Origin of the sequence: Bacillus sp. J41TS8, from assembly GCF_018333035.1 — a bacterium.
Lineage (GTDB): Bacteria > Bacillota > Bacilli > Bacillales > Bacillaceae > Bacillus > Bacillus paralicheniformis.
The window spans coordinates 476594-502130 of the sequence record NZ_BORF01000001.1; the positions used below are offsets into that span (position 1 = coordinate 476594).

Genomic DNA, 25537 nt, shown 5'->3' on the forward strand with positions numbered 1-25537 from the left:
GCCTGCTTTTTCCAATGCGGGCCGCCGCTTATCGGGTTATTTGATGATGTTAATCCGCCTGCCTTCAGACATCCTCTTCAGCTTGCGGGATATGAACGGTTTGAAACGGCTGCGCGTTGCCGGCAGCAGCAGCAGTAAACCGATGATATCCGATAAAAAGCCGGGCAGCAAAAGCAGCATGCCGCCTATGAAAATACAAAGCCCGTCCAAAATCGCATCCCCAGGCATTTTTCCGTACTGAAGATCGCGCTGAACTTTGTAGTAAACTTCGATTCCTTGTTTTTTGGCGAGAGCGGCCCCGAGAAATCCCGTCAAGATGATCAGCAAAACGGTCGGCAAGACACCGATCCAATTAGCGGACAAGAGGAACAGACCGATTTCACTCGCTGGAAAAATGACGAGAAATAATAAGAAAAACTTCATTGTCTTCACCTCATAATTCTAATATGGAAGCGAACGGCCGCCCTGTTTTGCTTGTGCCGCCTGCAAAAAAAGAAGGGAAAAGCTTCCCTTCTTCTTCAATAAGCGATTAAAGTACGCTTGCACGTCCTTTGTAAACAGCTCCGCGGGCGGAGTCGACCGTAATGTCTTCTCCCTCTTTGAGAATGGAAGTCGCATTTTCCATTCCGACGATGACAGGGATGCCGAGGCTCAAGCCTACGACTGCCGCGTGGCTGGTTAAACCGCCTTCTTCAGTAATCAGCGCAGCCGCTTTTTCAAGGGACGCCATCATGTCACGATCCGTGCTTTTTGTAACCAAAACGGCGCCATCTTTCATTTTTTTATCCGCTTCTTGTGCATTTTGAGCGATGACCACTTCACCAAACGCGGATTTGCGTCCGATTCCCTGGCCTTTTGCGACCACGTCTCCGACAACATACACTTTCATCAAGTTTGTTGTGCCGGCTTCACCGACAGCTCCGGCCGTGATAACGATCAAGTCGCCGTGGCGTACGATGCCTGTGTCGAGAGATTTTTGCACTGCTTTTTCAAGCATTTCGTCAGTGGAGCTGTGGTTTTGTCCGCTTGTTGCGAAAACACCGAAGACTAGAGACAGTTTTCTTGAAACCGCATCATTTACCGTAACTGCGACAATCGGCGCCTGCGGGCGATATTTGGAAATCATTCTCGCCGTATGACCGCTTTCTGTCGGTGTGACGATGGCATTCACGTCAAGGTTGATTGCCGTATGCGCCACAGACTGGCCGATGGCATCTGTAATTGACATGCTGACTTGCTTGCTTCGTGCAGAAAGGATCTTTTTATGGTTGAGCGCTTCTTCTGAACGGGAAGCGATATTGTGCATCGTCTGAACGGCTTCAACAGGGTAATTTCCCGCAGCAGTTTCACCTGAAAGCATAATCGCGTCAGTTCCGTCAAAGATCGCATTGGCAACGTCGCTCGCTTCCGCGCGTGTCGGACGCGGATTGCGCTGCATGCTGTCGAGCATTTGGGTAGCCGTGATAACAGGCTTGCCAAGCGCATTGCATTTTTTGATCAGTTCTTTTTGAACGAGCGGCACTTCTTCGGCAGGGATTTCAACACCGAGGTCTCCGCGTGCAACCATCAGACCGTCTGATACTTCAAGAATGGCATCGATGTTGTCAACGCCTTCCTGGTTTTCGATTTTTGGAATGATTTGAATATCTGCCGCATTGTGCTCTTCAAGAAGTTCGCGGATTTCAAGGACATCCGACGGACGGCGCACAAAAGATGCCGCGATAAAATCAACACCCTGCTCGATACCGAACACAATGTCGTTAGCGTCTTTTTCCGTAATTCCCGGAAGATTGACGCTGACGCCCGGCACATTCACGCCTTTTTTGTTTTTCAGCGTTCCGCTGTTCATTACTTTCGTGACGATTTCACGCTTGTCCTTGTTGACATCTGTTACTTCAAGTCCGATCAGTCCATCGTCAAGCAAAATTGTTGAACCAATTGATACATCGTGAATCAACCCATCATATGTAACTGAGATTTTTTCAGGTGTACCGATGACTTCTTCCATTGAAACGATCAGCTGAGAACCCGCTTCCAGTTCGATTGAACCGCCTTCCATTGTGTTCGTGCGGATTTCCGGACCTTTCGTATCAAGAAGGATACCGATATCTTTTCCCAGCTTGCCGGCTGCTTCGCGAATGTTTTTAATTCTTGCGCCGTGCTCTTCGAAATCTCCATGGGAAAAGTTCAAGCGCGCCACGTTCATTCCGGCTTCCATCAGCTGGGTGAGCTTTTCAACAGTTTCGCTGGCCGGTCCAATTGTACAAACTATTTTAGTCTTTCTCATATTGCTTCCTCCTCGGGTTTTACACTAGATTGACAGTTCTTGAGACAAGCGGTACATGCTTTGATCAATTGTATGTTTATGATCGAGTATTTCAATGATATCATGATGCACAAGCTGGTTATTTTGAATTCCGACACAGCGTCCGCCTTTTCCTTCAAGAAGCAGTTCAACCGCAAATGCCCCTAGACGGCTTGCCAATACACGGTCTGCTGCAGTCGGAGAACCGCCGCGCTGGATATGTCCAAGCACCGATACTCTAGTTTCGAGATTTGTGGCTTCTTCAATTCTTTTGCCGAATTCAACACCGCTTCCGACGCCTTCCGCCACAATGATGATGCTGTGTTTTTTGCCGCGCTCATGCCCTCTTTTCAGCCTTGCAATAATTTCTTCCATATCGTAGTCAGCTTCAGGAATCAAAATGGATTCCGCGCCTCCTGCCAAACCTGACCATAAAGCAATATCCCCGGCATGGCGGCCCATTACTTCAATCACGTATGTACGTTCATGGGAAGTAGCTGTATCCCTGATTTTATCGATGGCATCGATAACGGTATTTAACGCCGTATCAAATCCGATCGTCAAATCTGTTCCAGGGATGTCATTGTCGATTGTTCCCGGCACTCCGACACAAGGAAAGCCGTGTTCTGTCAGCTTTTTCGCTCCCATATAAGAACCGTCTCCGCCAATGACGACTAATCCTTCTATACCATATTTTTTTAAATTCGCTATTCCTTTTTCCCGTCCTTCTACCGTTTTAAACTCAGGACACCTTGCTGTATATAGCTTCGTTCCTCCGCGGTGAATGATATCTCCGACAGAACCGATTTCAAGCTTTTCTATTTTTCCGCTGATTAAACCTGAATACCCGTTGTAAATTCCGTATACTTCTACGTCATGGTAGATCGCTTTCCTGACAACCGCGCGGACCGCCGCGTTCATTCCCGGGGAATCTCCGCCGCTCGTCAATACTCCGATACGTTTCATCTTTTTCACCTCGAAAACATATATAATTTACCTTAACACGTTCATTGCCGCTAAAACAATGAAAAAGGGATGAAAATTTTCCGAAAATCCCTATAAAACCTTACTCATTATACAATTAAACAAAAAGTTTTTAAATAAATTTTAAGCAAACTCTTTGAAAAATCGCGGGTGAAAGACACAATCCTTTCACTTTTCACCTTCATCCATAAAAAATAAACGTGAGCCAAAGGCCTCACGTTTATTTATTTTATCCCAACATATTGGTTTTCAGTCGAAATTTTTCCAATTGATTTATACTTGTTATATCTTTGTTGAATCAGCTCGTTCTTATCCAGTTTCAGCAAGGATTTAAGCTCGTTTTTCAGCGCTTCATCGATGTAGGCGGCCTGCTGCTCTACATCGCGGTGTGCTCCGCCTCTTACTTCTTTTATAACATGATCTATAATATCCAATTCTTTAAGGTCCGGAGCGGTGATTTTCATTGTTTCTGCCGCTTTTTTCGCGAGTCCTGAATCCTTCCAGAGGATAGCAGCCGCTCCCTCGGGAGAGATCACCGAATAAGTTGAGTTTTCCAGCATCAATAAGCGGTTTGCGACGCCGAGCGCAAGCGCTCCCCCGCTGCCGCCTTCCCCGATGACGATCGAGATGACCGGCACAGAGAGTCCCGCCATTTCAAAAAGGTTCTTGGCAATGGCTTCGCTTTGCCCCCGCTCTTCAGCTGCTTTTCCAGGGTATGCTCCTTTTGTATCAATAAAGCAGATGATCGGCCTGTTAAATTTATCGGCCTGCTTCATCAGCCTGAGCGCTTTGCGGTAGCCTTCCGGATGCGGCATTCCGAAATTGCGGCGGATGTTTTCTTTTGTATCCTTGCCGCGCTGTTGGCCGATCACTGTCACAGGAAGGCCCCGGAACTTGGCAATTCCGCCGACAATCGCTTCATCATCACCGAAATAACGATCTCCGTGGCATTCAAAAAAATCGGTAAAGAGATGCTCGATATAATCGAGAGTTGTCGGACGGTTCGGATGCCTTGCAATCTGGACTCTGTCCCAGGCTTTCAGATTTGTATAAATGTCTTCTTCAAGCCTTTCAAGACGAGCTTCAAGCTTCGTAATTTCCGAGCTTAAATCCATATCGGAATCCTGTGTGAACCTTTTCAATTCGGCGATCTTTTCACGCAGTTCGACCACCGGTTTTTCAAATTCTAATTCTCCAGCCACTCGAGATCACCTCCAGTTTGGTGCATTTTCAAAATGCTGCCGAGCGTTTTTTTCATGTCTGCTCTGTGAACGACGGAATCAAGCTGTCCGTGCTTTAACAGAAATTCTGCAGTCTGAAAATCCTCAGGCAGTTCTTCACGGATGGTTTGTTCGATAATTCTTCTTCCGGCAAAGCCGATCAGCGCGCCCGGCTCGGCTAGGTTGTAATCGCCGAGGGATGCGAAGCTTGCGGATACACCGCCTGTTGTCGGATGTGTCATCACCGAAATGATCAAGCCCTGCTCTTCACTGAACAGCTTTAAAGCGGAGCTTGTTTTAGCCATTTGCATCAAGCTGAGAAGGCCTTCCTGCATTCTCGCACCGCCTGATGCGGTAAAAATAATGAACGGCACTTTGTCTTCTCTTGCCTTTTCGATCGCCAGCGTAATTTTTTCGCCTACGACAGACCCCATGCTTCCCATTCTGAAAGATGAATCCATCACGGCAACGACTGCCGGAGATCCGTCAATCGTCCCTTTTCCGGTGACAACCGCTTCATTCAGCGACGTTTTTTCCCGGTCTTTTTGCAGTTTCTCAAGGTATCCTGGGAATTCCAGCGGGTTTTCAGACATCATATCCTGATTGAATTCTTCAAAGGAGCCATCGTCCAGCAGGCTTTTTATACGCTGCTTCGCGTTCATTTGAAGATGGTAACCGCAGTTCATGCAGACCCTTAAGTTTTTATCCAGCTCTTTTGTGAGCATGATTTTTTTGCAATCCGGGCATTTTGTCATGATCCCTTCCGGTACATCTTGCTTTGCTGATTCCGCGGGAACGGAAGCGTATTTTTTTTTCTTTTTGCTGAATATATCTTTTAACAAAAGATTACCTCCCTTTTCTGAAGGGTTTTCTTCATGTATGCCTGTCCTGTTTATAGACTAGAACATCACTATACCGAAACTATTGTACTTTTTTTGTCAAACGGTGTCATCCTCAATTCGACATTTTTGACCGGCAAACAGCCGGATCGCGCTTTATGCAGTTAGAGACTGACAAATTGATATATCAGCCTTGAGAGCGGATACAAAAGTCCGGAAAAGCGATTTGAAAAAATTTTTTACAACCCGCATATTCCCTTACAAGTGTCCCCAATAAGAGGAAAAACTGTACATCATATTCGAGAAACAGCGCGTGACGGCTCTTTAGGCCAGAGCAATCACGCGCTGATCACAAAAATGGAGTTTTATTTCCCTTCAATTACTGCAAGCTTTCTTGTCTTTTCAGCGACTTCTTCAGGATCGACATCGATTCGTGCAACGCCTGTTTCCATCGCGGCTTTCGCTACCGCTTTAGCAACGGCCGGTGCGACCCTTGGATCGAACGGAGCCGGAATGACATATTCGGGACTCAGCTCTTCGTCGGAAACGAGTGATGCGATCGCCTCAACCGCGGCGATTTTCATCTCTTCGTTAATATGTGTCGCGCGGACGTCGAGCGCCCCGCGGAAGATGCCGGGGAATGCGAGAACGTTGTTCACTTGGTTAGGGAAATCAGAGCGTCCCGTTCCAACGACGCTTGCTCCGGCTTCATGCGCTTCAGCAGGCATGATTTCAGGATTTGGATTCGCCATGGCGAAGATGATCGGTTTGTCAGCCATGCTTTCAACCATTTCTTTTGTCAAAGCGCCTTCGACGGAAACTCCGATAAAGACATCGGCGTCTTTGATCACATCTTTGAGCGAGCCGTCTATGCGGTTTTTGTTCGTATATTTTGCGACTTCTTCTTTAACAGCGTTCATGCCGTTCGGACGGCCTTCGTAAATCGCGCCTTTCGTGTCGCACATGATGATATCGCGCACGCCGAAATGATAAAGAAGCTTGATGATGGCAATTCCCGCTGCCCCGGCGCCGTTTGCCACGACTTTGACGGAAGACATCGATTTGCCGGACAGCTTCAGCGCATTGACGAGACCGGCTACCGTTACGATTGCAGTACCGTGCTGGTCATCGTGAAACACCGGGATTTTCGTTTCTTTTTTGAGGCGTTCTTCAATGACAAAACAGTTCGGCGCTGCAATGTCTTCAAGGTTGACGCCGCCGAATGTCGGCTCAAGCAGCTTGACCGTCTCAACAATTTTGTCGACATCAGATGTATTTAAACAGATTGGGAAAGCGTCTACACCGGCAAAGCTTTTGAAAAGAACCGCTTTTCCTTCCATAACCGGAAGGGCGGCTTCAGGGCCGATATTGCCGAGGCCGAGCACAGCCGTTCCGTCCGAGACAACTGCTACCATGTTTCCCTTCATTGTATAATCGTATACTTTGCTGTTATCATCGTAAATCGCTTTGCAGGGTTCAGCCACACCTGGAGAATATGCAAGGCTTAAATCGTCCGCATTGCGAACCTGCACTTTTGATTTTGATTCCAATTTGCCTTGGTTTACTTTGTGCATATGCAGCGCTTTTTCTTTCAATGACATGTTAACAAACACTCCTTCAAGGGAATTTTGCCAAAAACTTTGCTTCGTTTTCTGCTTAAGATTCTTGTAAGACGAACCCTAGAATCTTAAAAATGATAACACAATTGACCGCTTTTTTGATCAAAAATGCTCAAAATACCTGCTATCTGAGCACGACATTTTTCTCACCTACAACGCTTTTCAGCCTGTAGAGGGCAGCGTGGTCAGCCTTGATATTGTAGCTTTCCGGCAGCTGCATCGTTTGCTTTCGTTTTTCATAATAGACGCAGACCGGCGTCTCCCCTTTGTGTTCAAGCAGGATGCTGCTGATCTTCTTGAAGATATCATGGGTGTGCTGGCTTTCCTCCACTTTAATATAGACGGACGGCTGCTTTTTCGCATGAAGCGATTCGACGAGCGATGCCCCGGCGATGATCAGCTGGCGCTTTTCATTCCTTGTCTCAAGACGTCCTTCCACAAAAAGCGATACGCCTTCTTCCAGGATCGGGGAAAGCTGCCTGAACTGTTCAGGAAAAACAACCGCCTCCATTTCCCCGCTTTCATCGCTCAGCTCCAGAAAAGCCATCGTCTGTCCCGTTTTTGTACGGATCGTCTTCATCTTCGTCAAAAGTCCGCCCAAAGCCGCCTTTTTACGGCTGGAGGCGAGCAGCTGAATAATCGGCAGCGCACCTGCACGGTCCAGCTTCTTGCGGTGAACGCTCAGCGGATGGTCAGAAAAGTAAATGCCGAGCGTGTCCTTCTCGTGTGCCAGCAGGTCGACGAGCGGCATTTCTTCCGTCTCGGCGTACTTCGGCTTAATCGTCAAGCCTTCATCGAGAAAGAAGCCGAGCTGATCATTGTCACCTGCAAACAATTCGGCATGCTCCAGCGCGACATCGACAGAAGCGAGCAAAGTAGCCCGGTTTTCACCGAATTCATCCATTGCTCCGGCAAAAATTAAAGCTTCAATCGTTTTCCGGTTCACGCTTTTCACAGAAGTCCTGACACAAAAGTCAAACAAATCTGCGAACGGCTTTTCTTTTCTCGCCCTGTAGATTTCTTTCACAGCCGAAATACCGACGCCTTTAACAGCCCTTAAACTGTAGCGCAGCGCCCCGTTTTCCACGACGAACGGATAGCCGCTCTTATTAATGGAAGGACCTAAAACATGCAGCCCTTTCCCTTTCGCTTCATAGATGTACTGAGCAAGCTTTTCCTCATTTCCGATCGCACTCGTCAAGAGGCCGCACATAAAGTAGAGGGGGTAATGCGCTTTTAAATAAGCGAGCTGGTAGCCGATCATGCTGTATGCAACCGCATGACTCCGGTTAAAACCGTAATTGGCGAATTTTACAATCAGATCGTATACTTCATTAGCCGCTTGTACGGAATACCCTTTTTTCAAGCATCCACTAATAAAATGATTTCTCTCTGTATCGAGAATTTCCTTGTTTTTTTTGCCGACCGCCCTTCGCAAAAGATCGGCTTCTCCAAGCCTGAAACCCGCCATCCGCGATGCGATCATCATGATCTGTTCCTGATAAACGATCACGCCGTATGTATCTTTCAAAATCTCGGCCAAATCCTCGTGCGGATAAGACACGGCAACCCGTCCGTGCTTTCGTTCGATATACAGCGGGATATTTTCCATCGGGCCCGGGCGGTACAAGGCATTAACAGCGACAATGTCTTCAAGGCTTGATGGCTTGAGCCTTTTTAAAACGTTTCTCATGCCGGCTGATTCGAGCTGGAAAATACCTGTCGTATCTCCTTCTGACAGCAGCTTAAACGTCTGTTCATCTTCATAGGGAATCGCCGAAAAATCGATGGTGACCCGCTCGCTTTTTTCGATCAGCGTTTTGATCGATTCAATGAGCGTTAAATTGCGCAAGCCGAGAAAATCCATTTTCAATAGTCCCAAGTCTTCGAGATAGCCCATCGAATATTGCGTTAAATATACACCGTCATGTCCTTCCTGTATCGGTATGATATTCGTCAGTGGCTCCTCGCTCAACACGACGCCCGCCGCATGAATGGACGTATGCCGCGGAAGCCCTTCGATTTTCTGAGCCGTTTTAAATATGTCCTGAAGCTTCTTGGACCCGTTCAGGCGCTTGTCCAGTTCAACAGAAAGAGCTCTCGCCTCTTTCAGCGTCACTCCAGGTTTGGACGGAATCAATTTCGCCAACTGGTCGGCTTCTTTCGGACTGATGCCCATCACCCTGCCGACGTCCCGGAGCGCCGCTTTTGCGGCCAATGTACCAAACGTGATAATTTGCGCTACGTGCAGTGCCCCGTATTTATTTTTCACGTATTGGATGACTTCATCCCTTCTCGTATCGGGAAAATCGATATCGATATCGGGCATGCTGATGCGCTCCGGATTTAAAAACCGTTCAAACAGCAATTTGTGCTTGATCGGATCGACATCTGTGATAAACAGCGTATAAGCGACGAGAGAGCCGGCCGCCGACCCCCGCCCCGGCCCTGTGATAATGCCGTTGTCGTGGGCGAACTTCATGAAATCCCAGACGATCAAAAAATAGTCGCTGAACGCCATGTCGCGAATCACTTTCAGCTCATACTCAAGCCGTTCGACATACTCCCTCGGAGCGGCATCGAACCGTTTTTCCAGTCCGAGAAAGCAAAGCTCAGCCAAATAATCGTCAGCATTCTTGCCGGAAGGCGCCGGATATTTCGGCAGGCGCGTCTGGCCAAGGCTCAGGTCCACCTGGCACAGATCCGCGATTTTGACTGTATTCTCCAACGCGTCCGGACGATCCCTGTAAATGTCAAGCATTTCAGCGGGCGGCTTGAGCTCAAGATGCAGATCTCCTTCGGCCTTCATGTCTTCGTTCAGCTTCTCGCCCGCTTTAATCGCTTTTAAACACGTATAAGCTGCCGCATCCTCTTTTTCGATGTAGCGTACATCGCCGGTTGCGGCAATCGGAATTCCCGTATGTTCGCTGAGCTCCAGAATGCGTTCAGAAAGAAGCGGATCGCCCTTGTACGGCTGATACGACAAATAAAAGCTGCCTTCTCCGAAGATCGAAAGACAGCGGAGGGCGGCGTTCTTCGCTTCTTCGATCAGCCCTTCTTTCAACAGCGCTTCAACATGGCTTGTCCCGCCCGTTGTCAGCGCAATGAGCCCTTCATGATAACTTTTGAGCCATTTTTCTTTGATGCCGGTTTTTGATTTCGACTGCAACACGCTGCTGATTTTCAGCAGGTTTTGGTAGCCTTTGTTTGTTTTCGCCAAAAGAACGAGCGGATATGAAAGCTGTTCTTTTTCATCCGTTAAAACTGAGGCCGTAAGCCCGATAATCGGCTTGATGCCGCGTTTTTTGCATGATTTATAAAATTCCACCGCCCCGTACATGACCTCGTCATCCGTCAGCGCCATCGCGCTGTAGCCCAGCTCTTTGGCTTTGGCCGTGAGGTCCTCCACGGAAGCGGCGCTGTTTAATAAGCTGTAACCGCTATGTACTTGCAGGTGAACAAAAGGCATTTCTGTCACCCCTTCCTTTTTCGAGCCGTCTCTTTTCATTATATGATGGGATCGAATGAGAAACAAATGTTCTTTCTTTGATCAACAATCATACTTGTCTTTCTTTATCCATATAGTGTGATAAGGTGAGGTGATCGGAATGGATCCTGAACAGCCCTTTTTTCCAAACTTTATCAGCTGTTATTTTATTGCGCTTGGCGTGCTTCTCGGCGGTTGCATAATCGGAGGGATCGGCGCCTATCTGTCGGGGCAGCCGCCTTTAACGATTATTACAAGCCTCGCAAACCGGCTGAAAATCTGGGCGCTGGTTGCCGCAATCGGCGGCACGTTTGACGCGGTTTACAGCTTTGAAAGGGGCATTATCGAAGGCAATACGAGAGACATCGTCAAGCAGCTTCTCCTGATTCTTTCAGCGATGGGAGGAGCACAGACCGGTTATCTGATCATCAATTGGCTCACACAGGAGCATATTTCCTCATGAGAATCCCTCCTTATTATAAAAAACCGGGTTGGCAGCGTTTTTTTGCGGGAATGATGTGCGGAGCCATCATCAGCTGGGTCGTGTTCCTGTTTACATACGGCACCTTTCAGGAGAAGCAGGTCGTCTTGATAAGGGAACAGAAAGAGCGCATCAATGATTTAAATGACCAGATCACCATTTACCGGGAGGACCTTCATAAGCTGAATGAAGATAATAAAAGAAAACTGCTGATTCAAAGCGTCGACGTCAAGCTGATCAACGGCAAGCAATACAAGCTGTCACAGCCCGACATGATGAACTTTGAAGAGCATATCCGGGATAACATTTCGGATGTCATCACAAAGGATATCGAAAGCGTCTACCGGACGAAGGAGCTTTTAAAGCGGACGATTGAAAATAAAGAGTATACGATAAACGATAAAACGTACAAAGCGAAAGTCACCGAACTGACGATTTATACGCGGCTTTCCGTTGAAATCAAAATCTCTTTTTCCGAATAAAATTTATGGATTTTTTTTTACGATTTACATGCATTCGTCGCTTTTTTCCATATTTTAATTTAAACTGACAGTAAGCGATATGTAAGTTTTTTTAAAAAGGGAGGAAAGCAGAATGTACATTTACAGTTACCATCAGCTGGCAAGAGATAAAGTCAACCGGATCAAGCTGGGCTACTCGGCTTATGCGGAAACCGAAAGTCTCGCGTCCCTTATCAAAAGAGAGTTAAGAGCCCAAAACATCCATGTTTATGAGGATGTAACAGATATCGGATCATGGTTTATACCTGAATAAGCAGCAGCTGTGATGCGTAAAATGATCTGCTTACACTTTGCTGCTTACTTTTTCGCAACATATAATGCAAACGCTTGCAGTTGAACTGCACAAAAAAAGAGGGACTTCCCCTCTTATTTGTTTTCTTTGCATATGCGCTCCAAGTCAGCGATGACAAGATCGGTGTCTTTCCAGTCATAGATGGAAGCACCGGCTGCGAGCGGATGGCCTCCGCCGTTGTATTTTTTAGCGACTTCATTGACAATCGGCCCCTTTGAACGAAGCCTTACCCTGATCTGGTCGGCTTCCTCCACAAAAAACACCCATGCTTTGATTCCTGAAATATTGCCGAGCGTGCTGACAAGCTGTGAAGCTTCAGACGGCGTAATATTGTATTGATGCAAAATGTCACGGGTGATGAATACCGACGCCACACCGTTTTCGGACAGAGAAACATTCTGGTAAATGTAACCGTTCAGCCTCACAACATTTAATTTCGTCTCATACAATTGATTAAAAAGCGCCTGAGAATTAAAAGGATACTCAATCAGCTCTCCGGCATATTTCAATGTCTTTTTTGTCGTGTTCGGAAATAAGAAGCGCCCTGTATCCCCCACAATGCCGGCATAGATCAGTTCGGCACCCTTTGTCGGAAGCGTCCATCCCGCTTGTTCTTTACCCGCTAAATACAGTTCGTAAATCATCTCGCTCGTCGAGCTCGCATTCGTATCCACCCATAAAAGGTCGCCGTATTGGTCTTCATTCGGATGATGGTCGATTTTGATCAGCTTGTCGCCCATGTTGTAGCGCGAATCGGAAATTCTCGCTTGATTGGCCGTGTCACAGACGATGACAAGTGCATTTTCATACACCGGGTCTTCAATCACATCCGGGGTGTACAAAAAAGCGAGGGAAGGCTCGGGCGTTCCGACCGCGAAAATATTTTTTTCAGGATAGGTTGCCCTCAGGATTTCCGCAAGGCCGCATTGGGATCCGTAGGCATCGGGATCCGGTCTCACATGTCTATGTATAATGATCGTGTCATATAATGATATGGTTCTGATGATTTCTTTTTTCATGACGCGCCCCTTCTTTACTTTGTTTTTAACCATTAAATCATAATCTGTTGTTGGTGGAAAGTGAAAGTTATGACTTTTTATTGTAGAAAGCGAACCCGATTATGTATACAATGGGTTTGTAAAACTTACAATGGAGGATGTCGATTATGCCGTTTTTTGTTTTTTTCATTGTGGTTTCAGCGATAGCTTATGGGTACTTCAAAGTAAGGTATGTGCGCACCAAAAAAGCGATTGAACGGGAATACTATTCGGCCAAGTCAAGCATGAGTCTGGGCCTGTTTATCATGTTCTTCGGCGCCAATCAGCTGCTTTTAAACCGCGGCACGCTGGCTGTCGTCATCGGCGTTATTTTTATGCTGACCGGGCTCGGGAGCATGTGGGCCGGCTACAGAGCCTATAAGCACTATGTCCCTTTGCTTGCGAAAGAAAACGAACGGGAAAACGCATAAGCGAAAAGAGGGACACTGGCCGCGTCCCTTAGCTTCTTTCCATCAGCTGAACCATCATCATCGCTTTGCCGACGAGAGCACCCTGGTGAAAAACTTCTATATCCATTTTTCCGAACTTTCTCCCGGCTTCGAGAATGTTCGGTTTTATTTCAATGACAGACTCCATTTGCACAGGCTTTAAAAAATAAATCGTCATGCTCTCTATCACGAGTTCGCCTTTTTTGTGCGACCGCAAAAAACGGTTTGCAGCTTCGGTCAAAATCGTCGTAAACACGCCGTAGGAAATCGTTCCCAAGTGGTTTGTCATTTGCGGCGTTACTTCGTATTGATAAACCGGATCCGGCTTGTTTTTGTCATTGTCCGATTCTTTGAAACCGCCTGTCACAATGTCATCGAGTTTTTCGCCGACCTGAGGCTGCTTCTGAATCATTTGAAGCGCCTTTAATACGTCCTGCCTGCTGATCATGCCGATCAGCTTTTGCCGCTCGTCAACGACGGGAAGCACTTCGATTCCTTCCCAGACCATCATCTGCGCCGCTGAAGCGACTGACGTTTTGCCGATTACTGTAATCGGGTTTTTCGTCATGACTTTTTCAATCAATACAGAGCGGTCATATCCGGCAACATCTTTTGAAGTTAAAATGCCGTGGATTTTCATCTGCTCGTCAACGATGGGAAAACGTCCATGCCCCGTTTCAAAGTTTTTCTCATACCATCTTTCGAGCTTTTCATGAGGGGATAAGCAGACCGTTTTTTCCAAAGGGGTCAAAATATCCTCGACAAGCACGACCTCTTTTTTGATGAGCTGGTCATAAATCGCCCTGTTGATCATCGCGGCTACAGTAAACGTGTCATAGCTTGTAGAAATGACCGGGAGCTCGAGCCTGTCGGCAAGCTCAATAATCTCCGGCTCCGTATCAAAACCGCCGGTCACCAGCACGGCAGCACCCGCTTCCAAAGCCTGGCGGTGCGCATCGATTCGGTTGCCGACAATCAGCAGGTTGCCCGCCCCGGTATATCTCATCATCGCATCAAGCTTCATCGCTCCGATGACGAATTTGTTGAGCGTTTTATGAAGCCCTGCTTTTCCGCCAAGCACATGGCCGTCAATGACATTGACCACTTCAGCGTATGTCAGTTTTTCAATATTCTCTTTTTTCTTTTGCTCGATCCTGATCGTTCCGACCCTTTCGATCGTGCTGACAAACCCTTTATTCTCGGCTTCTTTTATCGCTCTGTAAGCAGTTCCTTCACTGACTTTCATTTCCTTCGCAATCCGCCTGACGGAGATTTTTTCGCCGACGGACAAAGAATCAATATATTTTAAAATCTGTTCGTGTTTTGTCGCCAATCGTTTCACCTTCATCCTCTGACTGCTAGATATATTTATTATAAATGGTTGTGCAATTGAACCGCAATCCGCCTTCGCAACATCATGTCCGTCTAAGAGCGATCATTCTCCATCAGAAGAAGCGCTTTTTCAAGCCATGAGCAATAGCCGTTTTCCCGCTCCAGCGCCCGGGTCAATACAAGGTAATGGCCGAAATGAGGCGAGCGGAAAGTTATCGATTCACCCGCTTCGCGCTTCAATTCTTCGAGCTTATTTTTTAAAAAAACGGCTTTCTCCTCCCGCTTTTGAAGCTGATCGGCAAAAAGCCTTTTCGCTTCATCACGTTCCATCGAAGAGATAAAATAAGCTTTCAGCATAAATTCATCTTTTACCGTATCGGGGACCGGTTTGAATTCCGTAAGCCATCCGTGAAGTTCACGCTTTCCGGCCTCTGTGATGGAATACATTTTCTTTTCTAATTTTGAGCCTTGGATCACCGTTTCATATTCGATAAATCCTTCATCCGTCAGCTTTTTCAGCTCGGGATAAATCTGACTGTGCTTGGCGCTCCAAAATTGGCCCAATTCGGCTTTAAAGCGGCTTGTCATATCGTAGCCGCTCAAACTCCCGTGATCAAGGAGCCCCAAAATCGCGTATTTCAATACCCTCATAATATCCTCCCAAGAACAATCCGATTCCTATATTATATCATCATTAACATGTTTTGATAGACATATAACCGGTTCAACCGAAAAAAGGACCCGGATTCGGGTCCTCTAAAAACAAGTTTATTTAAATTCGATTGACTCACCGACCTCAAGCACTTTTCCGACGCCGCCGGGAAGGCTGTCCGCAAATGCATGCGGGTCCTGTTCGATGACGGGGAACGTCGAGTAGTGAACCGGTACAACCTGTTTCGCCCTGAGCCATTCTGCGGCCAGTTTGGCATCCTCCGGGCCCATCGTAAAATTATCGCCGATCGGCAGGAAAGCGAGGTCGATATGATTTAATTCACCGATCAGCTTCATATCTGAGAAAAGCCCGGTGTCTCCTGCATGAAAAATCGTCCTTCCTTCCACAGTCAAGAGGATCCCCGCCGGCATGCCGGTATAGACGATCTTTTGGCTGTCTTCTTCCGTATAAGCCGATCCGTGGAAAGCCTGCGTCAGCTTGACTTGGCCAAAATCGAACTGATGGGAGCCGCCGATATGCATCGGATGGACATTCAGGCCTTTCCATCCCAGATAGACCGCGAGTTCATTCGGAGCTACAACGAGCGAATGATTTCGCTTGGCGATTTCGACGGTATCGCCGACATGATCGTTATGACCGTGGGTCAGCAAAATAACATCCGCTTTAACCTCTTCCGGCTTTAAATCGGTTAAAGAATTTCCTGTAATAAACGGATCGAAGATCAATTGATGATTTCCCGTTTCAACTGTTACCACTGAATGACCATGATATGTCACTTTCATCATATCCACCCCTGTTTTTTAATTTCGCACGTCTAAAGAGAATGACGGTTAATCACATTCAAGCCGCCTGTCGCTTCAATGACTGTTCCCGTAATGTAGTCGGAATGTTCATCGCATAGAAAAGTGATGATCCTTGCGATATCTTCACCGGTTCCCGACCTGCCGATCGGCGTTTCCTCATCAAGTGACGCCCTCGCTTCTGAAATCGAAGCCTCTTTCATATCCCCGACGATGTTGCCTGGACAAACCATGTTGGCTGTGATGCCGGAGCCCGCTTCTTCAATGGCGATCGTTTTTGTTAAAGAAGCCAGCCCCACTTTCGCCGCTCCAAAAGCGGAACGATGCAGCCAGCCCGGCGCATGGTCTGCCCCCTGAAATCCGTATGTGATGATGCGGCCGAACCGCTGGCGCCTCATCACCGGAACAACCGCTTTAAACAGATGGAAGACAGAGCTTAAGTTGCCTTCAAGCATGTCATACCATTCATCATCAGTATAATCTGCAAGCTTTTTTCGTTCAAATATGTATGGGCCGGCATTATTGATCAGAAGATCAATTTTTCCAAATCGCTCAAGTGCGGCATTCACCATCCGGAGCAGGTCTTCTTTCTTGGTGACATCTCCCTTTACAAACTGTAAACGGTCAAGGGATGACCGCCATTTTTCTTTGAGGCGGCTGACAGCTTCTTCGTCCTGCCTGTAATTCACCGTCACTGAGTAGCCTTTTTCAAGCAGGGCTTCCGTCACTTTACGCCCCAAACCTTTTGAACCGGCAGTAATTAACGCATGGCGCACATCTTTCCCTCCCAGGCATTGGTTCTCGGTATTCGCAAATGATTGCATGTATCTACCTATACTTTACTACAAAAGCCAGAGTATATCACATGTGGAGCATCGGGAAATTTGCAATCGTCGCTGGACAGAAGAAAGCTGAAGCCCGCTGTTACGGGCTCCAGCTTTCTATTGTTTATCTGCATCAGCTAACGGCTGTGCGTCATCGTGCGCGACAAATCCGCTGAAATAGGCATCAGAGATTTGCTGAACGGTTTCTTTATCGCCGTCGGCATCATACATGTATGCGTGTTTTGACTGATCTTGTTTCATTGCCACACCCCTTTTCGATTCACAAATCTATTTTGCGTATGAAGCCGCACAGTTATGAATCGAATCGGGAAGTGTTAAAAATTGTTCAAACAATGCTTCGCCTTTTGAATGGCTTCTTCCACCTTTTTGAATCCCGTCCCGCCTTCACTCATCCTTTTTTCGACGGCATGGTGCGGGTCGAGCACGATGTAGACGTCTTCTTCAAACAGTTCGCTTGCCTTTTCGAACTCTTCAAACGGCAGGCCGCTGAGATAAATGCCTTTTTCGATACAAGTGTAGACAAGCTTCCCGACGACTTCGTGCGCCTCTCTGAACGGCATGCCCTTTTTCGCCAGATAGTCGGCAAGTTCGGTGGCATTTGAAAAATCCTGCTCCGTTGCTTTTTTCATCATATTTTTGTTCACTGTCATCGTTTTCGTCATGCCGGCAAAAATCTCAAGGCTTCCTTCGACCGTTTTCACAGTATCAAACATACCTTCTTTGTCTTCCTGCAAATCTTTATTGTACGCTAACGGGAGCCCTTTCATAATCGTCAGGAGGCCGATCAGATCACCGTATACGCGTCCGGTTTTCCCGCGGATAAGCTCTGCCATGTCCGGGTTTTTCTTTTGCGGCATCATGCTGCTCCCCGTAGCATAAGTGTCATCAAGCTCAATGAATTTAAATTCCTGCGAACACCAAAGAATGATTTCTTCGGAGAATCTTGACAGATGCATCATCAAAATGCTGCTCGCGCTTAAAAATTCAAGGATGAAATCCCTGTCGCTGACGCCGTCCAAGCTGTTTTCATATATCGAGTCAAACCCGAGCAGACCTGCTGAATATTCACGGTCGATCGGAAATGTCGTTCCTGCGAGCGCCCCGCATCCAAGGGGGGACTTGTTAATCCGCTTGAATGAATCATGATAGCGTTCTTTATCGCGCTCAAGCATCCAGAAGTAAGCGAGCAAATGATGCGCGAACGAGATCGGCTGCGCCCGCTGCAGATGGGTGTATCCCGGCAGTATCGTCTCCACATGTTCTTCCGCTTTTTCGATAAGCACGTGTTGAAAAGCCGTAATCAGCTCAATGATATGCTCTGTGTGCCCTTTTAAATACAGGTGCATATCCGTCGCCACCTGGTCGTTTCGGCTTCTGGCCGTATGAAGCTTTCCGCCGAGCGGCCCGATTTCGTCAATGAGCATTTTTTCAAGGTTGAGGTGAATGTCTTCGTAATCGACTGAAAAATCGAGTTCGTTTTTTTCCGCTTTGTGCAAAAGGGATGTCAGGCCTTCTTTTATTTTGACCGCTTCTGCTTCGGTTAAAATGCCGCATTTTTCAAGCATGGAAGCATGAGCGAGAGACCCTGCGATATCTTCTTTCACGAGCGTTTTGTCAAAGTGGATCGATGCGCCGAACTCATCGACCCATTTTTCCGGTGTTTTTTGGAACCGGCCTCCCCACAGCTTTTTCATGCTTTAATCTGCTCCTTTTTTTGGACGATGCTGTTTACTTTCGTCGGCAGTCCCCACAGCTCGATAAAGCCGACGGCAGCGTGATGATCGAACGCATCGTCTTTTGTATACGTCGCCAGTTTTTCATCATACAGGGAGTATTCGGATTTACGCCCTTCAACGATCGCATGGCCTTTGAACAGCTTGACGCGGACGACGCCCGTGACATGCTTCTGCGTTTCTTTCAAGAAACCGGAAAGCGCGTCTTTAAGCGGAGAAAACCACAGGCCGTTATAGATCACTTCAGCCATTTTTTGTTCGATCAGAGGTTTGAAATGCGCCACTTCTTTTACTAATGTCAAATCTTCAAGCTCTTTGTGCGCCTTAATCAAAGTCATCGCGCCCGGGCATTCGTACACTTCGCGTGATTTGATGCCGACAAGGCGGTTTTCAACATGGTCGATGCGCCCCACTCCATGCGCGCCCGCCAGTTCATTCAGCTTTAAAATCAAGTCTGACAGCGAGTAATGAGCGCCGTCAATGGAAACCGGAATGCCCTCTTCAAAAGCGATTTCGATCACATCGGGGGTATCCGGTGTTTTTTCAAGCGGCTTCGTCAAATCATAAGCCCCTTCAGGAGGCGCCGCCCATGGATCTTCCAGAACTCCGCATTCATTGCTTCTGCCCCACAGGTTCTGGTCAATTGAATACGGGCTGTCAAGATTGATCGGAATCGGAATGCCGTGCTTTTCTGCATACGCGATCTCTTCGTCGCGCGACCATTTCCATTCGCGCACAGGTGCCAGTACCTCTAAATCCGGATTGAGCGATTTAATGGACACCTCGAAGCGCACTTGGTCATTTCCTTTGCCTGTGCAGCCGTGAGCCACGGCTTGGGCGTTCTCTTTTTCAGCCACTTCGACCAGCTTTTTGGCGATCAGCGGTCTGGACAGAGCTGATACAAGCGGGTACTTTCCTTCATAAAGCGTATGGGCCTGGAGGGCGGTCAGTGCAAACTCTTTCGCAAATTCTTCTTTTGCATCGATAACATATGAATTAGAAGCCCCGACTTGAAGCGCTTTTTGCTGAACAAATGCGAGATCCTTTCCCTCCCCGACGTCAAGGCAGCAGGCCACTACATCATATCCCTGTTCCTGCAGCCATTTTATCGCGACAGAAGTATCAAGTCCTCCTGAATATGCTAAAACCACTTTTTTCTTTTGCGTCATTTTGAAAAACTCCTCTCATCTCGGTGCTCTTTTTTGTATAAAAATAAGTTTTATTTAATAAAAATACATTTAATATGTATACACTTTAACAAGGAAGTCTGGTTTTTTCAACCTTTTTATAAAAAAAACTTCATTCATTTTTTATGAATGAAGTTCAGTGCATATTCAGCGTTCAGCCGGAGGGCTTTCCGGCTTTATTTTTTCATATCTTTTCTCAGTTCTCTGATGACATGGGCAAGCTCAGGCACAATCAGCTTTGACATTGCAAGCTTAACCGCCCCGCTTGAACCCGGTGTTGCAAACACGGCTTTGTTTTGAATAACACCCGCTGCAGCTCTTGAAAGGATCGCAGCCGCTCCGATATCCTCTGTATAACTCAGCATGCGGAATATCTCCCCAAATCCCGGAATTTCTTTCGAAAAAAGAGGAACGATCGACTCGATTGTTACATCTCTAGAGGCAATGCCCGTCCCTCCGTTTAATAGGATGGCATCGATACGGTCATCAAGACAGCCTTCCAGCACAGCTTTTTGAATCATTTCCTTTTCATCCTTTACAATCTCATAGGAAACGATCTCATGACCGTCTTCCGCTAAAAACTCTTTCATAAGCCGGCCGCTTTTATCTGTGTCTTCCGTTCTTGTATCGCTGACAGTAATAACTTTGCAGTTGACGCGGTCCGGCGCTTCTTTTTTATGTTCCTCAACACTCATGGCTAAATAGCCTCCTTTATACAGTCTTTTTTCATTATAAAGGGGAAGATGCATAAAAAAACAGCCTTCCTTGTAAAGAGAAGGCTGTTTTTTTATTTTTAGTGAGCCAGTCTAACGACGTCTCTTGCAATCATCACTTCTTCATTCGTCGGGATGACGAGGACTTTTACAGGTGAATGCGGATAGCTGATAAACGCTTCTTTTCCACGGACGTTATTCAACGCAGGATCCCAATAGACACCCATGAATTCCAAACCATGAAGAACGCGCTCTCTGACTTCAACGCTGTTTTCCCCGATGCCGGCAGTGAAAATGATCGCGTCTACTCCGCTCATTCTCGCTGCATAAGAACCGATGTATTTATGAATTCTGCTTGCGAATACTTCAAGGGCTGTTTCCGCACGTTCATTGCCTTCTTTAGTTGCTTCGACAATATCGCGCAAATCGCTTGAGAATCCGGAAATACCTAAAAGACCGCTCTTTTTATTGAGTGTGTTCAGGACTTCGTCGGCTGTTTGACCCGTTTTTTCCATAATGAACGGGATAAGCGCAGGATCGATGTTTCCTGAACGCGTACCCATCGCTACACCTGCAAGCGGTGTGAAGCCCATTGATGTATCGATTGATTTGCCGCCTTCAACAGCTGCGATGCTCGCGCCGTTTCCAAGGTGGCAGGAAATCAGGCGAAGTTCTTCAATCGGACGGCCGAGCAGCTCTGCCGCGCGTTCAGTCACATATTTATGAGATGTGCCATGGAAACCGTATTTACGGATGCCGAATTTCTCATAGTATTCGTATGGCAGACTGTACAGATAAGATTGTTCCGGCATTGTTTGGTGGAATGCCGTATCAAAAACAGCCACGGCAGGAACATTTGGAAGTACTTCTTTAAACGCTTTAATTCCGACAATATTAGCCGGGTTATGAAGCGGTGCGAGTTCTGAAATCTCCTCGATCTCATGGATCATTTCATCCGTCAATAAAACGGAGTCGCTGAACTTTTCGCCGCCGTGTACGACGCGGTGTCCGATTCCGTCGATTTCATTTAAATCTTTGATAATGCCGAATTTTGTAAGTTTATCCAGCAGCATTTTTACAGCTACGGAATGATCCGGAATATCTGTTGTTTCAGTCTTTTTTTCGTCGTTGACGGAAATCGTGAAGATGCCGTTATCCAGCCCGATTCGCTCAACAAGGCCTTTTGTCAATACTTTTTCGCTGGGCATTTCGAACAGTTGAAATTTCAGTGATGAGCTTCCAGCATTGATTGCAATAATTTTGGACATAAAATGACGCTCCTTTTTACCTATAGTCCGGTGACATTATGTTCAACCCGGAACATAAAAAATATGTATAAAATCGTTCTTAGTAAATTCAAAAAATATCTGCCTTTCTCATTTAAACACTCAAAAGAGTGCATTTCAAGTCACGATCCGACATGTTAACGCTTTCACTAAGAAATTATTATTTTCTGAATATAAAAATAGATCAGAGAATATATCTTCTCTGATCTGCTTATCTTTTTTCAGCCTGGAACCAGCTGTCGAGTTTGGCTGTCATGTTCAGCATCGCATCCTGATTGGCGAATGACGGGACTTGCGCGAGCAGAACCTGTTTAGGCGCTTTCGCCTGTTCCCCATGCTTTTGTAAAACCAAAATGCTCTTCGCGTGTGCTTCATCTTTGAAAATCGACAGCGGAAGCTGAAGCACTGCATTAATATGCGCATTGTTCTTTAAAAAGGTACGCAGCTTTTCGCTTTGACCGCTTTCAAACAAATGGTTCGGAATCATAAAAAATAAATAGCCGCCCGGTTTCGTATAGGTCAAGCTTTGTTCAATAAACAAATGGTGTGAAAAAGAGTGGCCTTCATCTGCCTTTAATTCGAAAGCGCGCGCACTTTCGTCATCAGGATAATATCCGACAGGAAGATCGCAGATGACCGCATCGGCATGTTCCATAAAAATCGGCTGCAGGCTGTCCTGGTTAAAAAGCTCGATTTCCTTTTCCTGCAGGTTTGCCTGGACATAGGCCAGCTTGATCAGGACGTCATCAATCTCTGAGCCGAACGCTTTTCCCGCTTCCTCAGCCAGCTGGTTCAAAACGGCAAGCAGCAGGTTTCCAGTGCCGACCGCCGGATCAAACAGCGTCAATCCTTTTTTCCGCTCCATAAATTTGTTCACAAGATATCCGATAAATAATCCGATCGTATCGGGCGTCATCTGCCTGTTCGGATGAGGAATATCTTTCTGGCCTTTCAGTATGGCAAGCTGGAAGGCTTTCCGTATCGACTCATGACTGCACTCTGAAAAGCGCGCACGGCCGATCAGATCCTTCACCTTTTGTTCGGCTTCTTCGGAAAGCCCGCGGTCCGCAGAACCTGTAAAGAATGCCTCTCCGGCTTCCGCCAATCCTTCTATGTAAGGGATCTGCCGATCGCGTGCGATGACTTCCGCTCCTTTGTCAAGCCATTCATAAATCGTTTCGACTGGATAGTTTTGCATGATGATGTCTCTCCTTATCAAAAAATCAAAGCCATGAAAAGAGCTCCGGCAAGATGAACACCTGGAGCCCTTTTATGAGTTGAATTTACTTAACGAGTGATTTGGCAGCTTCGATGGCTTTGTCGTAGTCCGGATGGTTTGTCGCTTCGCTGACGTATTCAGTGTAGACAACTTTTCCGTTTTCATCTAAAACAAATACGGCGCGGGCAAGCAATCTCAATTCTTTAATGTAAACCCCGAATGCTTCCCCAAAAGACATCTCCCTGTGATCTGACAATGTTTCCACATTTTCAATTCCGTTTGCTCCGCACCAGCGCGCCTGTGCAAACGGCAGGTCAGCGCTGATCGTATACACTTTCACCGAACCGAGGCCTGCGGCTTCTTCGTTAAAGCGGCGGGTCTGTGCGTCACAAACACCTGTATCGATAGACGGAATCACCGAAATAACCGCCGGTTTGCCTTTGATGTCCTGAAGTGTGACTTCCTCAAGCGAATTGGACAAAACCGTGAAATCAGGCGCCTGGTCTCCGACTTTCACTTCTGAACCCACCAGTGTCACCGGGTTTCCCTTAAATGTAATTGAAGCCATCATCATTCCTCCTTCATTTATGTATGACTCTACTATAAAAGAGTTTAGGACAAACTGCAAAGCTTAAGTCCGGCAGAGACAAAAAAAGTTAACTGCTGCAGGAACAGTTAACTTCTGGGACTCTGTTGCCGGAAAGCCGGGGCTTTTAAAAAGGAGGCGTCTGGTTTTGACGGTTCATATTTTGCTTCTGCTTATCGTTTTTCTTAAACATATGCTGAATCCGTTCGATCGTTTGCGGAGCTGAGTCTAAAATCTTATCGATGACGTGCGTGTTTTCATCCAAATGCAGTACTTTAACGCCTGATGATCCGACAATCAAAAAAGCAATCGGCGTAATCGATACGCCTCCTCCGCTTCCCCCGCCAAACGGGAGCTTCGATTCTTTTCGTTCGCGGTCTCCATCGCTCGCTTTGGATTCGGCCGGTTTATTGCCGCCGAACTCGCTTCCGCCAGCCGCAAAGCCGAATCCCACTCTGGAGACGGTTAGGATGACGCTGCCGTCAGGTGTTTCCACAGGATCTCCGATAATGGTATTGACATCAATCATTTCTTTTAAGTTTTCCATTGCGGTTTTCATCAAACCTTGAATTGGATGTTCAGCCATATTCTATTCCTCCTATACTGATGAATCATTCTTTGTTGAACCTGACAGATTTTTTGGCAGCTTAAATAAGCCGCGCATTTTCCCTTTCCAGTTCACCACGATTCTGAAAGCTGCGGTTATAGCATGTCCAACCCGAAAATGGAATATACATGTCAGATGCGTTTTGGAGGAACGGCTGTTAAAGGCTGGAATCACCTCGTATTCCGGCTGGCTGTCAAAGCAAAAAAGCTGATGCAAGAGAGCCACCGTGCCGGCTTTCAGGGACCAGGCGCCGCCTGTGACAATCCCGGTTAAAGCCGCGTCAGGAAAGCCGAGGACAGAGGTCCATTCGAGCTTCGTGACGTGAATCCGCTTCATAAACCGGCGGATGATCGGCTGCATATTGATGATCTGTTCCACCAATTTTTTGATTTGCTTCGTACTATCGAACACTTCCCGATAGCCGATTTTTCTCCTCTTTTTATCTTTTTTCAGAGCCGAATTCGTCTGTTCTTTCACATCAACGGTCATATCCTCCTGGTTGATTTTAATCACCGGAATCTCCCTTTTAATGCGCAGAATGCCAAAAGCCGTCCGAACTTTGACGGTCAGCCGGTCGTCATCGTCTGTATGAAGATACTCGATCGCTACGCGGATTTTCATTATCATCAATGCTGCCAAAAGAATGAATACTCCCGCAATCCATATGTAAATCATGATTTCACTTCCTCTTATACTAAGCATTATAGGAAGAAAACTGGAAAAATAAACATAGCCGGAATTCCGCCGATACAAAGGAATAAAAAAACCCGGCAGTCTTCAGCCGGGTTTAAAACTCTCAGTCTTTTTTTCGATACAGTTTTTCATGGATAACCGCAGTGTCCGCAAAGAAATCGTGAATCCCTTGTTTCTTAGGCGAAAACGCTGCTACGAGATACGTAATATATAAACTGTTGATATAGCGGCCGATAAACTCCCTAAACAGGACCACATCCCATGTCAGCCCTTTTTCCGGGACAAGCGACACGACCTTCAGCCCGAATACCATCTTGCCCAACGTCTGTCCGAAATACTTCGTCATCAGGACAAAGTAAGCAAAAAATACTGCCGCCGTCACAAAAGAATAAAGCGAAAAGGTGAAAAACCCTGATTCTTTAGGGAGGTTCAGCAGGCTGAAAACGGGTGAAACCGCTAAGTTGTTGATGCTGCCGATAACAACCCCGTCAAGCAGAAAAGCAAACAGCCTGATCCAAAAACCGGCATAGGCATGCTCTACATGCGGGGCCGATTCTTCCCTGGAAACGCCGACATTCGGCGATAATTCATTATGATCCTTTCCATCATAAGTCACATCCATTTTTTCG

General features: G+C 46.8%; 26 protein-coding genes. 4 read left to right on the forward strand and 22 right to left on the reverse strand.

Annotation, left to right across the window (positions count from 1 at the left end; all coding sequences use genetic code 11):
* Positions 1-36: 36 nt before the first annotated feature.
* From KI350_RS02545 to dnaE, 7 genes are all read right to left on the reverse strand, one after another.
* The gene (locus KI350_RS02545) at positions 37-423 is read right to left on the reverse strand and encodes an FxsA family protein (protein WP_020452559.1); all 387 of its coding nucleotides are present in this window, start codon (positions 421-423) and stop codon (positions 37-39) included.
* Positions 424-529: 106 nt separating this feature from the next.
* Positions 530-2287, reverse strand: coding sequence for a pyruvate kinase (pyk, locus tag KI350_RS02550; protein ID WP_065643639.1), 1758 nt, complete (start codon positions 2285-2287; stop codon positions 530-532).
* Between the two features lie 24 nt (positions 2288-2311).
* Positions 2312-3271, reverse strand: a complete 960-nt coding sequence (gene pfkA, locus KI350_RS02555) for a 6-phosphofructokinase (RefSeq protein WP_020452561.1) — start codon at positions 3269-3271, stop codon at positions 2312-2314.
* A gap of 242 nt (positions 3272-3513) precedes the next feature.
* Entirely contained in the window at positions 3514-4491 is a 978-nt protein-coding gene (gene accA / locus KI350_RS02560; RefSeq protein ID WP_065643638.1) for an acetyl-CoA carboxylase carboxyl transferase subunit alpha, read from the reverse strand.
* Positions 4476-5351, reverse strand: a complete 876-nt coding sequence (gene accD, locus KI350_RS02565; RefSeq protein ID WP_065643637.1) for an acetyl-CoA carboxylase, carboxyltransferase subunit beta — start codon at positions 5349-5351, stop codon at positions 4476-4478. The genes accA and accD overlap by 16 nt, the downstream gene beginning before the upstream one ends.
* A gap of 362 nt (positions 5352-5713) precedes the next feature.
* A complete protein-coding gene (gene ystJ, locus KI350_RS02570) occupies positions 5714-6949 on the reverse strand; it encodes an NADP-dependent malic enzyme (protein WP_065643636.1) in 1236 nt (411 codons plus the stop codon).
* Between the two features lie 142 nt (positions 6950-7091).
* The gene (gene dnaE / locus KI350_RS02575; protein ID WP_065643671.1) at positions 7092-10436 is read right to left on the reverse strand and encodes a DNA polymerase III subunit alpha; all 3345 of its coding nucleotides are present in this window, start codon (positions 10434-10436) and stop codon (positions 7092-7094) included.
* Positions 10437-10575: 139 nt separating this feature from the next.
* Here dnaE and ytrH point away from each other — a divergent pair, with 139 nt between their 5' ends.
* The 3 genes from ytrH (at position 10576) to KI350_RS02590 (ending at position 11709) form a co-directional block, all read left to right on the forward strand.
* The gene (gene ytrH, locus KI350_RS02580) at positions 10576-10917 is read left to right on the forward strand and encodes a sporulation membrane protein YtrH (protein WP_065643635.1); all 342 of its coding nucleotides are present in this window, start codon (positions 10576-10578) and stop codon (positions 10915-10917) included.
* On the forward strand, positions 10914-11417 hold the full coding sequence (gene ytrI / locus KI350_RS02585; protein ID WP_026579084.1) for a sporulation membrane protein YtrI: 504 nt from the start codon (positions 10914-10916) through the stop codon (positions 11415-11417). The genes ytrH and ytrI overlap by 4 nt, the downstream gene beginning before the upstream one ends.
* A gap of 112 nt (positions 11418-11529) precedes the next feature.
* Positions 11530-11709 carry a YtzJ family protein gene (locus KI350_RS02590; protein ID WP_020452567.1) on the forward strand — a complete coding sequence of 60 codons (180 nt, stop codon included), beginning with the start codon at positions 11530-11532 and terminating at the stop codon, positions 11707-11709.
* Between the two features lie 113 nt (positions 11710-11822).
* Here the strand turns inward: KI350_RS02590 and KI350_RS02595 are convergent, their stop codons facing one another.
* Positions 11823-12767 carry a DHH family phosphoesterase gene (locus KI350_RS02595; RefSeq protein ID WP_023855493.1) on the reverse strand — a complete coding sequence of 315 codons (945 nt, stop codon included), beginning with the start codon at positions 12765-12767 and terminating at the stop codon, positions 11823-11825.
* A gap of 146 nt (positions 12768-12913) precedes the next feature.
* Between KI350_RS02595 and KI350_RS02600 the strand changes: the two genes are divergently transcribed.
* Positions 12914-13216 carry a YtpI family protein gene (locus KI350_RS02600; protein WP_023855494.1) on the forward strand — a complete coding sequence of 101 codons (303 nt, stop codon included), beginning with the start codon at positions 12914-12916 and terminating at the stop codon, positions 13214-13216.
* A 28-nt stretch (positions 13217-13244) separates the two neighbouring features.
* Here the strand turns inward: KI350_RS02600 and KI350_RS02605 are convergent, their stop codons facing one another.
* The 14 genes from KI350_RS02605 to KI350_RS02670 all read right to left on the reverse strand — a co-directional run bounded on the left by KI350_RS02605 (position 13245) and on the right by KI350_RS02670 (position 25530).
* Complete coding sequence (locus KI350_RS02605) at positions 13245-14567, reverse strand: CBS domain-containing protein (protein WP_020452570.1); 1323 nt, start codon at positions 14565-14567, stop codon at positions 13245-13247.
* Positions 14568-14659: 92 nt separating this feature from the next.
* Positions 14660-15217 carry a PadR family transcriptional regulator gene (locus KI350_RS02610; RefSeq protein WP_020452571.1) on the reverse strand — a complete coding sequence of 186 codons (558 nt, stop codon included), beginning with the start codon at positions 15215-15217 and terminating at the stop codon, positions 14660-14662.
* A 117-nt stretch (positions 15218-15334) separates the two neighbouring features.
* Positions 15335-16021: a metal-dependent hydrolase gene (locus KI350_RS02615; protein ID WP_020452572.1), complete on the reverse strand. Its 687-nt coding sequence runs from the start codon at positions 16019-16021 to the stop codon at positions 15335-15337.
* Between the two features lie 32 nt (positions 16022-16053).
* Positions 16054-16815, reverse strand: coding sequence for an SDR family oxidoreductase (locus KI350_RS02620; RefSeq protein ID WP_023855495.1), 762 nt, complete (start codon positions 16813-16815; stop codon positions 16054-16056).
* Positions 16816-16980: 165 nt separating this feature from the next.
* The gene (locus KI350_RS02625; protein WP_020452574.1) at positions 16981-17124 is read right to left on the reverse strand and encodes a hypothetical protein; all 144 of its coding nucleotides are present in this window, start codon (positions 17122-17124) and stop codon (positions 16981-16983) included.
* A 74-nt stretch (positions 17125-17198) separates the two neighbouring features.
* Complete coding sequence (argH, locus tag KI350_RS02630) at positions 17199-18578, reverse strand: argininosuccinate lyase (protein ID WP_020452575.1); 1380 nt, start codon at positions 18576-18578, stop codon at positions 17199-17201.
* Positions 18575-19786: an argininosuccinate synthase gene (locus tag KI350_RS02635; protein WP_020452576.1), complete on the reverse strand. Its 1212-nt coding sequence runs from the start codon at positions 19784-19786 to the stop codon at positions 18575-18577. Before KI350_RS02635 ends, argH begins: the two co-directional genes overlap by 4 nt.
* Positions 19787-19980: 194 nt before the next feature.
* Positions 19981-20499: a MogA/MoaB family molybdenum cofactor biosynthesis protein gene (locus KI350_RS02640; RefSeq protein WP_023855497.1), complete on the reverse strand. Its 519-nt coding sequence runs from the start codon at positions 20497-20499 to the stop codon at positions 19981-19983.
* A gap of 98 nt (positions 20500-20597) precedes the next feature.
* A complete protein-coding gene (locus tag KI350_RS02645; RefSeq protein ID WP_020452578.1) occupies positions 20598-21785 on the reverse strand; it encodes an acetate kinase in 1188 nt (395 codons plus the stop codon).
* 229 nt (positions 21786-22014) lie between these two features.
* Positions 22015-23001 (reverse strand): class I SAM-dependent methyltransferase, encoded by a 987-nt coding sequence (locus tag KI350_RS02650; protein WP_003184373.1) that lies wholly within the window; start codon positions 22999-23001, stop codon positions 22015-22017.
* 85 nt (positions 23002-23086) lie between these two features.
* Positions 23087-23590 carry a thiol peroxidase gene (gene tpx / locus KI350_RS02655; RefSeq protein ID WP_011198194.1) on the reverse strand — a complete coding sequence of 168 codons (504 nt, stop codon included), beginning with the start codon at positions 23588-23590 and terminating at the stop codon, positions 23087-23089.
* 145 nt (positions 23591-23735) lie between these two features.
* The gene (gene ytfJ, locus KI350_RS02660) at positions 23736-24194 is read right to left on the reverse strand and encodes a GerW family sporulation protein (protein ID WP_003184377.1); all 459 of its coding nucleotides are present in this window, start codon (positions 24192-24194) and stop codon (positions 23736-23738) included.
* 12 nt (positions 24195-24206) lie between these two features.
* On the reverse strand, positions 24207-24890 hold the full coding sequence (locus KI350_RS02665; protein ID WP_003184379.1) for a DUF2953 domain-containing protein: 684 nt from the start codon (positions 24888-24890) through the stop codon (positions 24207-24209).
* Positions 24891-25011: 121 nt separating this feature from the next.
* A complete protein-coding gene (locus KI350_RS02670; protein ID WP_003184381.1) occupies positions 25012-25530 on the reverse strand; it encodes an RDD family protein in 519 nt (172 codons plus the stop codon).
* Positions 25531-25537 lie beyond the last annotated feature (7 nt).